Raw genomic sequence first — 13051 nt, 5'->3', positions numbered from 1 at the left:
TTATTTTATTTTCTAAAAGCCACTCCCGCTACAATACCTTTAGCAACTAACACATCCTTAGAATTATACATTGCTACTTTGCATTTTAACTTATTAAATCTAAAATATTCTTTATTAGCAATTACAGTCACTTTCTCTTCAGGATAAACGGGTTTATAAAAATTAATATCACTATTGGTCATTGCCACTCCAAAATCAGCTTTGTCCCACTCCCCTTTTAAAAGATAAATCCCAAAACATGCCATCCCAATTTGAGCCATACATTCGGTAAGTATCACTCCCGGCGTAATAGGATTATCTTTAAAATGTCCTGCGTAGAAATATTCATCCTTTAGAAACGTATAGTTTCCTTTGATATGATCATCATCAATTTCCAGAATTTTATCTACAAACAAAAATGGTTTGCTATAAGGTAGTTCTTGTATAATATCTTCTATAACCAAAATTAAACGAGTTTAAAATGCGCATCCATCCGGAAGCGGTTGTTTTGTTTCTAAATCATTAGCGAATTCACTATCTAATGTACTTTCGGTAAATCCTTCGCTTACACTACCCTTAAACACTTTATTGCCGTATTTACTTGTGTTCATATGTGCACGCACATACACTATTTGATCTTTTTTAATAGGAACCGGCCCGCCTGATCGTACAAAAGGTTGTTCATTCACATGGCTATGCCCTAAAATTCTTCTATAAAGCAATTCTCCATCTTCAGAAATAACTTCCCACCAATCTGCATATTGATTACATCCTGTATCCGGACTCTTGATACCAACACTAAAAGAATATTTACTTTCTTCTCCGTTAACAGAAACACTACTGATTTCTGCTTTACCACCAGTAGTACTGATATCACTCTCTATTGTCCCGTTATCCTCTTTGCAAGACATTATGTAGAGCACCAGGGGCAAACATAAAATTACTATATTTTTCATTTTATTTGTTTTAGTTTAAATGTTCTCCTCCATTCACTGGTATTACACAACCATTAATCCATGAAGCTTCTTCCTTGCATAGCAAATACACCACATTAGCCACATCTTCTGGTGTCGTAATTCGATTAAACGGGTTACGCTGCTGGCTATGAGCTATAATCTGCTCATGACCGGGTATCATTCGTAAAGATTGAGTATCGACTGCTCCAGGTTGCAGACAATTGGCTTTAATGCCATATGGAGCAAACTCTAGTGCTATACTTCTGGTAATCGCTTCGAGAGCTACTTTGGCTGCAGATACAGCTGCATAATTTTTCCAGGCCTTGGTATTTCCTTCACTGGTAAAAGAAATAATTCTTGTATCTTCTGCAAACAATGCTGCTTTAAAAATCGATGTAACCCAATCATAAAGACTAATTGCCATAGCATCAATTGTTAAATGAAAATCATCATTCTTTAATACATGCTCGGCATCTATCATAGGCTTTAGATTTCCTTTTGCAACGCTATGCACTACTGTTTTTACTCGTCCTTCACCTATAGTATCTTTTATTTCAGTAATAGCTTCTATTCGTTTTTCTGGTTTCAAAAGATCTATATTAAACGAAAGAAAACCAACTCCTGTTTCTCTTATTGTTTCAAAATCAGCTTCAATATGATTCATTTCACTTTTGCGATTGCGATGCACAATAACAATATTCATCCCATGTAAAGCTAGTTTTTTGGCAGAGGCTAAGCCCAAACCACTACTACCACCCAAGATGAGTGCCCATTCATTTTTATCTATAAAATCTTTATTCACACGTTTCGTTTAAAAAAGTTTCGCTTTCGCGGAAATGAAAAATAGTCTTTTTTACCATTCCAGCAATATTCTTTGCGCAGAAAATCCTGGTCCAAAACTAAGCATAAGTCCTGTTTCTCCTGGCGCCGGGTTTTGCTCTATGAACCGCTCTAATACATACAACACAGTGGCGCTACTCATATTACCGTATTCCATCAGAACAGCTTTTGTATCCTCGATATTCTTTCCCAAATGCCCAAAAAGCTCTTCTACGGTCTGTACTATCTTTTTTCCACCGGGATGAAAAATAAGATGATCTACCTCTTCAATGGTCTTGTTATATTTTGCAAGGAAAGGATGAATTACATTAGGAAAATGAGCCGCAATGGTCTCTGGTACTTTAGGATCTAATATCATTTGCAAGCCTCCGTTAGTTAGTTTAAAACCCATCATTGTTGTTGCATCATAAAAATGATACATTTCGTCTCCTATAATTTTTGGACCTATAGCATCTTCTTCAGATGATAATAATGTACACGCCGCTCCATCACCAAAAATAGCAGCACTTACCATATTAGTCATACTATGGTCATCCAGCTGAAATGTAGCTGTAGGTGACTCTATAGCAATTACGGCTGCTCTCTTTCCTGGATTGGCCTGTAGAAAGTTTCTTGCATAAATAATTCCCGAAACACCTGCTGCACATCCCATTTCTGTAACAGGTAATCTCACAATATCTTGTTTGAGATTAAGATCATTAATAATAAATGCATCAATTGAAGGGATCATAATACCCGTGCAACTTACAGTGATGATGTAATCCAGAGATTTAGGATTCCAATCCACTTTTTCTAATGCTTTTTTTAAGACAGAGGTTCCTAATTTCTTTACTTCTCGGATATAGATATCGTTTTTCTCCTCAAAAGAAGTAGCCGAAAACACTTCTTCGATACTCATGATCCCATAACGTCGATCTACTGCAGCATTTTCAAAGATCTTAATCACTTTACGTTTGAAACGATCATTCTCACCCGATAACCATTGAGAAACAAAGGGTAATATCTCTTTTGTCTCTCGCATATACTGCGGGAGTTGCTTGGTTACAGTAGTTATTTTTACACTCAAATTATCTTACTTTTTTAATTTTACTCACTTGTGATTTTTATAATCCACCGATACCGAAAAGCCCATTTCCAATCCACTTTGTAATCTTGTAGATGAAGTACTTTGGCAAAATATAATAACTCTTGTTTTTTGAATCCTCTTTTTATAGAAACCAATCCATCATTTTTTGCAACATATCCTTTAATAAAAAAGAAACTGAATACTTTAAAAAGATAGTATGCCAGTCTACTACGATGAAGGTCATTAATTACTACTGCAGTTGTTGCCAGGTCAACTGCTTTTTTCATAACTTTTTTGATTTCCTCGTCTCTAAGATGATGCAATGTTAATGTGCAAATAATGATGTCACAAGAAAATTCTGCCCCCTCAATTTCTAAAATATCTTTGTTGAAAAATGATATTTCAGGATATGAAGTGCTTGATTTAATAGCATAATCTAAACACCTATTATTCAGATCAATACCAATTAATTTTATATTCTTTTTTTCTTTTTTAAATGAATCAGAAATAGCTCTTAGCATTTCACCATCACCACAACCTAAATCAAGAATTGTAATCTCTTGTGATGGATTCTGATTTCTAACCAATGTGTGCACAGCTTTAATAGTAATTGCATTACCTCCCAGCCATTTATTTACTCTCGAAATATCAGATAATGCTCGTTGCAAAGCCTTTTCTTCAACCTCTGGGTTATCCATGAGTTCTACCTCATTACTCCTATATTGTAAATTTGCTAGCATATCAAGGGCTCTCCGTGGGTTTGTTTTATAATTTTAGGTACAATAGCCGGTATTGTATTAGCTATTGTGTAAGAAAGCTCTTGTAGCCTGCCATTTAATAAGATTTTTTGTAACGCTCTACCAGCATATAATCTTTTAGAAAATGCTTTATTCCATTGCTTGGTGTAGTCTATTTCTATTACTTTTCTTGGGGTGATCAAACCTTGATCATAATTTTTTATTAGCAACTCACTAAGTATCTGGGCACTTTGTATTGCCATTGCCATACCATTACCGCAAAGAGGGTGAATTAAGCCAGCTGCATCTCCAGTCATAAAGACGTGATCTTCAACAGGTTTTTTCTTATCAAAATTTATCTGACTTATAGTAATTGGTGTACTAAACAATGATTCTGCGCTTTTAAAAAATGTATTTAAATGCGGATTTTTGCACAGGACTTCCTTTTGAAAGATACCTAAATCTTTATATTTTTTAAAACTATCATAGGTAGCCAGATAACAAGCATTTACAACATTATTCTCTACCATAGAAAGACCGCAGTATCCTCCTTCAAAATTATGCAGTGAGACCGTATTCGAATCAAAGTCGGTCTTGTAATGTGCCTTAACGGCTAGCCAAGGGGATTTTCGATAACTAAAACTTCGTTGCAGTGTTTTATCAAGTTGAGTTCGTTTTCCATAAGCACCAATAACATAATCACTGGTTAATACTCGATTACCAGCCGTTTTAATCCGAAAACTATTATTATGATAGTGCACATCTGTTACCTGATCACATAGTAATTGCACTCCTGCTACTGCTGCTTTTTTCCAAAGATAGTGGTCTAGAACATATCTGCTAACTCCAAAACCACCCAAAGGTAATGTGCTTTGTATGCGTTTTCCTTTTTGTGTAGTTATATTAAATTTTGAAATCCTGGTAGGTTGTAAAGCATCAATGTCTATATCCAAAAAATCAAAATATGGTAACACTTCGTTAGATATATATTCACCACATACTTTGTGTTTTGGGTACGTATTCATTTCGATAAGTGTAACAGGAACACCTGCCTTAGCCAAGTGAATAGCATTGGTTAATCCGGCAAGCCCTCCGCCAATGATTATTATGTGTGAATACGTGTCCAAGTATTGAAGATACATTAAAAATTAAGCATAAAAAAATCCCGACTGTATAGTCGGGATTTTAAATGTTTTATTACAAAAGTTTATTGTTTTACTTGCTTTTGTGCATCTTCTTTCATCTTATCATTAGCAACAATACCAAGCTCAACTCTTCTGTTTTTAGCTCTTCCTGCCGGAGTTGCATTATCATACTTTGGAAGTGTCTCTCCGTGAGCATAAGTCGTTAGACGACTTCTGCTTATCCCTTGAGATACCAGATAATTTGTAACAGCATTTGCTCTTTTTTGAGATAATGACATATTATAACTATCATCACCTGTACTATCAGTATGTCCTTCTACAATAATATTAGTATCTGGATATTCTTTAAAAATACCTGCTAGTTTCTTAAGATTTGTTTTTGATTTTGAATTGATATCAGATTTATTGGTAGCAAAATATACTCCACTATTCTCATCAAATACTACATCAATACCTTCTCCTACTCTTGTTACTTCGGCTCCTGGTATTTCTGACTCAATCTTCTGAGCTTGTTTATCCATTTGCTTACCGATAACACCACCAGCAACACCTCCTACAACACCACCAATTACGGCGCCAAGGGCAGAGTTCTTGTTTTTTACATTATTTCCTATAATTCCTCCTATTACAGCTCCAGCTGCAGTACCAATTACAGCTCCTTTTTGTGTGTTATTTGAGTTTTTAACGGCCTCACAACTTGTTAAAATTGTAACAGCCATTACGGCAACCACTATTTTTTTAAGATTTGTCTTCATCATTTATAGATTTGAGTTATTGTAATTTATTAAAATTCATAGTGATTACAAAAGGCTTCCCTTCTAGGCTTACAGTCATTTTCCATGTCATTGTAGCATCATCAAGGTGATCTAATAGCATTCTGTAACCAGCATTATTATTTGTGCTTTTTTTCTTTTCGTTTATTGGTTTAAACATAAAGTAATACTCTCCATTACCTTCTGGCTTAGGAATTGTAAATCTAAAGTTTCTTGCACCTGTAGAAACACAACTACTTTGATTTACTTCGTACTTTCCTGTATTATTATTTGGGATAAATTTCCATACACTTCCAGTAAAGCATTCAGCAGAGGCATCATTATACAGATTTACTTCAAATATTCCTTGACGGTCATAAGAGATTTTATCAAGAGACCACTCTCCTTTCAGAGTCTTTTTTGCTGCAATAACGGTTTGTTGAGTAGTATTACAGGAAGCTAGTAGTACAACTACTAACGCTAACATAAGTTTTTTCATTGTCGTGAGTTTTATTATATAAAAATAGCTAATAACGATAACGTTTACAATATTATTATATTTCAAAAGGATTTTTAATTATCATTGGCTAAGTAATCTTAAAAACTAGATAAAATACACAAAAAAAGGACAAAAGATTCTTCCTTGCTTTTATCCATTTTTTTACTATTATAAAAACCTTACAAGATTTTATTGTGCTATCATTCTGTTCTCGGTACTCTAAATAATAAGACAAGACCCACAACAAAGAAAAGGATAAGAAAAAGAATCGAATATCGTACACTCCCTGTTACCTGAGCGATAATCCCGTAAGAGAACATCCCGATTACTATACCTATTTTTTCGGATACATCATAAAAACTAAAGTATGAGGCTGTATCAATAGCGTCTTCTGGTAATAATTTTGAATATGTAGATCTAGATAATGCTTGTATACCCCCCATAACCAAACCTACAATTGCAGCGGTAACATAAAACTCTGATGGTGTAGTAATTGTATAGGCATATACACAAATACCGATCCAGATAAAATTAATCACGATCAATGTTTGTATGTTTCCGAATTTTGAAGAAGCTTTAGAAGTAAGATATGCTCCTAGTACAGCCACAAGCTGAATTAACAGGATACTTATGATTAACCCGGTAGTAGGATTTTGTTCTCCCCAGTCCAATTCTTCGATACCGAAATACGTAGCAATAAGCATAATGGTCTGTACAGCCATACTATATACAAAAAACGCACTTAGATACCTACGAAGTTTTATGTCGTTCTGAAGTGCTTTCCATATCATTTTCAACTCTTTAAAACCATTAAAAACGACAGCTTTGGTTAGTACATCTTTCTTATTCCCTTTTGGTAGATAATAATAGGTGTACTGGCTAAATGCAATCCACCAAACTCCTACCATAATAAAAGATAATCTGGTTGGCACTCCTTCACTTTCAAAACCAAACCAGTCATATTTTAAAATCATGACAAGATTAATGATCAATAAAATCACACTTCCGATATATCCAAGAGAATACCCCTTGGCACTAATAGCATCTTGTTGTTCTGGAAATGCGATATCTGGTAAATACGAGTTATAAAATACTAAACTGGCCCAAAAACCAATTAAAGCCAAAAAGTAACATAATAATCCAAACCAAAGGTGTTCGAGATTAAACCAATAAAGTCCAATACAAGAAATAGCTCCTAAATAACAAAAGAATTTAAGGAAGTTTTTCTTATTACCTACATAATCAGCTATTCCTGAAAGTAAAGGGCTAATTATTGATACCGTTAGAAATGCTAAAGCGGTAACATAACTTATTAAAGAATCATTATTAAAATCATAGCCTAAGAAATGCACTGTATCATTAACAATATCTCCCTGATCATTTCTAACTATGGTTAGTGCTCCCCAAAAAATCGGAAAAACGGCTGAAGAAATCGTTAAATTATATACAGAATTTGCCCAATCGTAGAATGCCCAGGCATTTAATAATTTCTTATGCCCCTTTGGTAGTAGTTTACTCATTATGCTTATAAAATTAAAATATATCCATCAGATGATGAATACGTTTATATCTATTGATACGATCACTTCGCGAGTAGCCATTCATAGAAAAACAGTACTTTGACAAGTACCGCAGCGCTATCGAGAAGCATCGAATATACAATTTACGTAAAAAAAAAGCTGTTCTGAATTTGCTCAGAACAGCTTCTAAAGTAAGTATAATCTTTTTAAGATTATAAACTTTACAATTATTTAAAAGAGGTTACCCCAAATTTTTTGGCCTCAGCCTTTGCTGCAGGGGCCCACGCTGTAAGATTAGCAATACGTGTATCACTTGATGGGTGGGTACTCATAAATTCTGGTGGTGCTTGTCCTCCACTATTAGCTTTCATACGTTTCCATAACTCTGCTGCTTCATCAGGATTGTAACCGGCAATTGCCATTAATTGCAATCCTATACGGTCTGCTTCGGTTTCATGGCTTCTGCTAAAAGGCAGCATGACTCCAAATTGACTTCCTAAACCAAATGCAGTACCAACAATCTGTTGTGTTTTTTGATCTTTTCCGCTAACTGCAATTGCAGTTGCTGCTCCTGCTACTTGTTGGATTTGACCAGCACTCATTCGTTGCTGACCATGGTTTGCCAATGCATGAGCTACTTCATGACCCATTATTGCAGCCATTCCTGTTTCACTTTTTGCTATTGGTAAAATCCCTGTATACACTACTATTTTACCTCCAGGCATACACCAGGCATTAACATTTTTATCATCTACCAGATTATATTCCCATTTATAATCTTTTAGATATCCCTGGTAACCATTAGCATTTAGCCAACGTTCGGATGCTTTAGCTATTTTTTGACCAACTCTGGTAACCATAACTGCATCAGATGTTCCTTTTACTACCTTATTTTCTCCTAAGAACTGGTTATACTGCTGAAAAGCCATTGGTAATATCTGAGAATTAGGCACTAATGCCAATGTTTGTTTACCAGTAAATGGGTTTGTCGCACAGGACATGAATAATAAAACAGTTCCTAATAGGACTATAGATTTTCGTGTGTTCATATATTAATATTATCTTGAAGTTTCATTTTGTTAAAATTACGAAAATAACAGGCTACCTTCAAAAAACAACGGTTAATATTTATTTCAAAAAATCTATATAATGCTTTATTGCTCGATAAAAGGTAATTACTTAGCTATAATATGAAGTTCTGTAAAACTTTTAGGGACAATTAGCACATTATTTTCGGTATCAAAATGTACACTTTCAAATGAGACCACAACATTATCGATTTCAATTTCATTTATTTTAAACGGAAGCCCTATTAATTCTATTTGCATAGTTTCATATTCGGTGATATAACTACCGTCTTTATGTTGCTGAATAATAACTTCATTTTCTTTCCCCGTAAAGGAAAAACTTCTAAGACTATATCTTCCTTTGGCATAGTCATAACCATCCTGAGCATCCTCATAAACTTTAGATACTTCTTTATTTCCTAATTTATAATATGCCTCTAGTTTTAATTCTTCTATCTTCTTTTCTCCAACATACTGTTGAACTGGATATTTAGGAATAATTGCTCCTTCTTTAATAAATAAAGGAATGATATCCAGATCGGCGTCTACCCATTTTTCTCTCCCTCCTTTCACATAACTTCTGGTCCAGTAGTTATACCAATTTCCGTTTGGGATATACATTCTTCTACCTTTGGCATTAGGTTCTTGTATTGGACATACGAGAATTTGGTTTCCAAATATAAATTCATCGGTTCTATAATGTGTTTGTAGATCTAATTGATCATATAACACCAGGGATTTTAGCATGGGAATTCCCGCTTCGGCATATTCCCAGAACATGGTATACAAATATGGTAATAGTTGGTAGCGTAATTCTACATATTTTCTGGTTACATCTATAACTTCTTCTCCAAAGGTCCATGGTTCTTGATTACCGTGATCTCCCGAAGAATGTGTACGACAGAAGGGATGAAATACTCCTAGTTGAATCCATCTGGCATATAACTCTCCTGTAGGATGTTCTGCAAAACCACCAATATCACTACCGGTAAAAGACATGCCGCTCATACTCATACGCTGTGCCTGGATATTGGCTATCCAAAGATGTTCCCAGGTAGCCACATTATCTCCTGTCCATGAAGAAGTATAACGCTGCGCTCCAGAATATGCAGATCGTGTGATGATAAATGGTCGCTTAGGATATGCAAATCGTTTTACACCCTCATAGGTCGCTCTAGCCATTTGAGTGCCATATATATTATGTGCTTTTCTATGACTACAATAATTACCATCATAACTATGACGTACATCATCTGGAAATGTTTTATCAGGGACTTCCATTACAGCAGGCTCATTCATATCATTCCACACTCCTTTTACCCCTATCTCATCAATAATTTCTTTAAATAACCCAGCCCACCACTCTCTAACCTTGGGATTTGTAAAATCTGGAAAGAAACATTCTCCAGGCCATACTTTTCCTCTCATATAAGGGCCGTCGGCTCTTTTACAGAAATAATCATTTTTCATCGCCTCCTGATATACAGAATATTCGTCGTCAATTTTGATTCCGGGATCAATGATGACTACTGTTTTAAATCCATCTTCTGCCAGTTCGGCTACCATACGTTTTGGATCTGGGAAATATTCTTTATTCCAGGTAAAACACCTGAAACCATCCATGTAATCGATATCAAGATATATGGCATCACAAGGGATCCTGAGCTCTCTGAATTTATGAGTTACTTCTTTTACTTTTTTCTCGGGATAATAACTCCATTTACATTGATGATATCCTAACGCCCATAACGGTGGTAATTCTGGCTTACCGGTTAAATCTGTATATCGTGTAACTACATCTTGCATATTGGGGCCATAGAAGAAATAATAATTCATTTCTCCTCCTTGTGCCCAAAAACTAGTTACATTACGTCGCTCATGACAAAAATCAAAAAAGGTCTTGAATGTATTATCAAAAAATATCCCATAGGCTCTTTCTTCATACATCCCAATATAAAAAGGAACACTTTTATATAATGGATCTTGGTCTTTGCCAAAAGCATATTGGTCGGTTGCCCAGTTTTCTAAACGTTTCCCTTTTAGATTAAGGTGCATGGGTTTATCTCCAAGGCCATAATAACACTCCCCCTGAGGTGCAGACTTACTCATCTTTACAATATTTCCTCCATACTCATAGCTTTGCTCCCAATGAAAACCCCAATCATCTTTACAGATAATATTGCCTTCACTATCATAAATAGTTACATGTATATTTGCTTTAGCAATACAAATGCTAATTTTTGAAGTAGTAATAGTGTATTCTATATCCGTCTCATCGACTTTCAGCATACTATACCCCCTGGCACCGGTTTCACTTATAGCATAAGAGAAGTCTTTTTCAAAATTATTATCGGTAGCATATCGAAAACGAATTACACTTCCTCTTAGAATAGTAACTTGTAAAATTACTCCATTTTCTGTGGTGAAATTTAATGTATCTACATGTTGCGAAAAGGAAATGATCTTACCAGGAAACAAATTCCCTTTTTGCTCTAGTTCTGTATTAGTAATCATATTTTTCTTTTTTCGATTAGTTAGGTTTGGGAGACTTCTACTGTTTATATTTTTTTATAGGTGCTTATTTATTAATCTTAAATACAACGGCTCCTAAAGGAGGAATATCAACCGCTACAGAATATTTTTGATTGTGCCATTTTTTTGATGCTATAACCAATTCTTTTTTATTTGAAACACCACTACCCCCGTATACTTTGGCATCACTATTAAATAGTTGTACCAGTTTTCCTTTATCGGGCAATCCAATACGATAATTTGTCCTTGGTATTGGAGTAAAATTGCAAACAATAATCAAGAGAGTTTCTTTTTCATTTCCTTTTCGCATATAGGCGATAACAGAATTTTCATGATCGTCATAACTTATCCACTCAAACCCCGATGTACTAAACTGTTTTTGATATAATGCAGGGTATTTTCTGTATAGTACATTTAAATCTTTTATTATTTTCTGAATTCCAGAATGATATGTATACTGAAGTATATACCAATCTAAGTTATTCTGAAAATTCCATTCTTCTCGCTGCCCTAGTTCGGCTCCCATAAACAAAAGGTTTACACCTGGATGTGTGAACATATAGGTATATAGCAATCTAAGATTGGCAAACTGCTGCCATTCATCTCCTGGCATTCTTCCAAGTATACTGCTTTTACCGTGAACTACTTCATCATGTGATAATGGAAGCATAAAATTTTCGGTAAATGCATAGGTCATACTAAAGGTAAGATCATTTAGATGGTGCTTTCTATAAATTGGTTCTTTTGCAAAATACTGTAGTGTATCATGCATCCATCCCATCATCCACTTCATCCCAAAACCTAACCCTCCCAGATATGTAGGCTTAGAAACCATAGGAAACGATGTAGATTCCTCTGCTATGGTTTGCACATCGGGAAAACTACTATATACTTCTTCATTTAATTCTTTCATAAAAGAAATAGCCTCAAGGTTTTCTCTACCGCCATATATATTAGGTTCCCATTCTCCATCCTCACGAGAATAATCCAAAAATAATATAGAAGCTACTGCATCTACACGTAATCCATCAGCATGATATTGATCCAACCAAAAAATAGCATTACTAATCAGAAAGCTTTTTACTTCATTTCTTCCGTAGTTAAATATTAAACTTTTCCAATCTGGATGATACCCTTTTTTTCTATCGGGATGTTCATAGAGGCATGTTCCGTCAAAAAAACCTAATCCATGAGCGTCTTCAGGAAAATGTGATGGTACCCAATCCAGGATAATACCAATATCATTTTGGTGAAGTTTATCTACCAATACTTTAAATTCTTCTGGATACCCAAAACGAGATGTAGGTGCAAAATATCCTGTAAGCTGATATCCCCATGAGGGATCATAAGGATACTCCATCACTGGCATCAATTCTACATGAGTAAATTGCATTTCTTTGACATAAGAAACCAATTCATCAGACAGTTCTATATATGATAAAGATCGATCTTCTTCTATCTTTTTTTTCCAGGAACCTAAATGCACTTCATATACAGAATAGGGAGCATCAAGAGCATTGTGTTCTTTGCGTTTTTTCATCCATGCCGCATCTTCCCAATTATATTTATCATCCCAGACAACAGAAGCCGTTTTTGGAGGATGCTCACACCGCCGGGCATAAGGATCTGCTTTTTCTGTCTTGATATCATTATGATTAGAATGAATTTTATATTTATAGACACTTCCTTTTCCTATACTCGGGATAAAGCCTTCCCATATTCCGGACTCATCCCATCTCACATGTAATTGATGTTTTCCTTCAATCCAATGATTAAAATCTCCAATTACAGAAACAGATTTTGCTGACGGTGCCCAAACGGAAAAATAAGTACCCTCTACTCCATTAATTGTAGTGATATGAGAACCGAATTTTTCGTATAAACGATAGTGTTTACCTGTTTTAAAAAGGTTTATATCAAATTCTGAAAAGAAATTACAAGGAGTTACACTATCCATA

12 protein-coding genes are annotated in these 13051 nt (G+C 34.9%); all 12 read right to left on the bottom strand.

What is annotated here, in order from left to right; all coding sequences use genetic code 11:
• Nucleotides 1-5 precede the first annotated feature (5 nt).
• Entirely contained in the window at nt 6-443 is a 438-nt protein-coding gene (locus AAFU52_RS22055; protein WP_438423572.1) for a 3-hydroxyacyl-ACP dehydratase FabZ family protein, read from the bottom strand.
• A gap of 12 nt (nt 444-455) precedes the next feature.
• Nucleotides 456-935: a hypothetical protein gene (locus AAFU52_RS22050; protein ID WP_438423571.1), complete on the bottom strand. Its 480-nt coding sequence runs from the start codon at nt 933-935 to the stop codon at nt 456-458.
• A gap of 10 nt (nt 936-945) precedes the next feature.
• Nucleotides 946-1737 carry an SDR family oxidoreductase gene (locus tag AAFU52_RS22045; protein ID WP_438423570.1) on the bottom strand — a complete coding sequence of 264 codons (792 nt, stop codon included), beginning with the start codon at nt 1735-1737 and terminating at the stop codon, nt 946-948.
• Between the two features lie 51 nt (nt 1738-1788).
• Nucleotides 1789-2841, bottom strand: coding sequence for a type III polyketide synthase (locus AAFU52_RS22040; RefSeq protein ID WP_024770206.1), 1053 nt, complete (start codon nt 2839-2841; stop codon nt 1789-1791).
• 20 nt (nt 2842-2861) lie between these two features.
• On the bottom strand, nt 2862-3581 hold the full coding sequence (locus AAFU52_RS22035; RefSeq protein ID WP_438423569.1) for a methyltransferase domain-containing protein: 720 nt from the start codon (nt 3579-3581) through the stop codon (nt 2862-2864).
• Complete coding sequence (locus AAFU52_RS22030) at nt 3575-4705, bottom strand: NAD(P)/FAD-dependent oxidoreductase (protein WP_438423568.1); 1131 nt, start codon at nt 4703-4705, stop codon at nt 3575-3577. The genes AAFU52_RS22035 and AAFU52_RS22030 overlap by 7 nt, the downstream gene beginning before the upstream one ends.
• A gap of 80 nt (nt 4706-4785) precedes the next feature.
• Nucleotides 4786-5478 carry an OmpA family protein gene (locus AAFU52_RS22025; protein WP_438423567.1) on the bottom strand — a complete coding sequence of 231 codons (693 nt, stop codon included), beginning with the start codon at nt 5476-5478 and terminating at the stop codon, nt 4786-4788.
• A 16-nt stretch (nt 5479-5494) separates the two neighbouring features.
• Nucleotides 5495-5974, bottom strand: coding sequence for a lipocalin family protein (locus tag AAFU52_RS22020; protein WP_024770202.1), 480 nt, complete (start codon nt 5972-5974; stop codon nt 5495-5497).
• Between the two features lie 200 nt (nt 5975-6174).
• Nucleotides 6175-7494, bottom strand: a complete 1320-nt coding sequence (locus tag AAFU52_RS22015) for an MFS transporter (RefSeq protein ID WP_024770201.1) — start codon at nt 7492-7494, stop codon at nt 6175-6177.
• A 227-nt stretch (nt 7495-7721) separates the two neighbouring features.
• Entirely contained in the window at nt 7722-8543 is an 822-nt protein-coding gene (locus AAFU52_RS22010) for a M48 family metallopeptidase (protein ID WP_024770200.1), read from the bottom strand.
• A 126-nt stretch (nt 8544-8669) separates the two neighbouring features.
• The gene (locus tag AAFU52_RS22005; RefSeq protein WP_438423566.1) at nt 8670-11075 is read right to left on the bottom strand and encodes a glycoside hydrolase family 31 protein; all 2406 of its coding nucleotides are present in this window, start codon (nt 11073-11075) and stop codon (nt 8670-8672) included.
• 64 nt (nt 11076-11139) lie between these two features.
• Complete coding sequence (glgB, locus tag AAFU52_RS22000; protein ID WP_438423565.1) at nt 11140-13050, bottom strand: 1,4-alpha-glucan branching protein GlgB; 1911 nt, start codon at nt 13048-13050, stop codon at nt 11140-11142.
• Nucleotide 13051 lies beyond the last annotated feature (1 nt).

This window comes from Aquimarina macrocephali, from assembly GCF_051627225.1.
GTDB lineage: Bacteria > Bacteroidota > Bacteroidia > Flavobacteriales > Flavobacteriaceae > Aquimarina > Aquimarina macrocephali.
This window is presented reverse-complemented; position numbering and strand designations above follow the sequence as displayed.

Excerpts from the sequence above, each read along its gene's own strand:
- AAFU52_RS22050 (WP_438423571.1), bottom strand. The coding sequence starts at position 935 with ATGAAAAATATAGTAATTTTATGTTTGCCCCTGGTGCTCTACATAATG.
- AAFU52_RS22035 (WP_438423569.1), bottom strand. The coding sequence starts at position 3,581 with ATGCTAGCAAATTTACAATATAGGAGTAATGAGGTAGAACTCATGGAT.
- AAFU52_RS22025 (WP_438423567.1), bottom strand. The coding sequence starts at position 5,478 with ATGAAGACAAATCTTAAAAAAATAGTGGTTGCCGTAATGGCTGTTACA.
- AAFU52_RS22020 (WP_024770202.1), bottom strand. The coding sequence starts at position 5,974 with ATGAAAAAACTTATGTTAGCGTTAGTAGTTGTACTACTAGCTTCCTGT.
- AAFU52_RS22015 (WP_024770201.1), bottom strand. The coding sequence starts at position 7,494 with ATGAGTAAACTACTACCAAAGGGGCATAAGAAATTATTAAATGCCTGG.
- AAFU52_RS22010 (WP_024770200.1), bottom strand. The coding sequence starts at position 8,543 with ATGAACACACGAAAATCTATAGTCCTATTAGGAACTGTTTTATTATTC.
- AAFU52_RS22005 (WP_438423566.1), bottom strand. The coding sequence starts at position 11,075 with ATGATTACTAATACAGAACTAGAGCAAAAAGGGAATTTGTTTCCTGGT.
- glgB (WP_438423565.1), bottom strand. The coding sequence starts at position 13,050 with ATGGATAGTGTAACTCCTTGTAATTTCTTTTCAGAATTTGATATAAAC.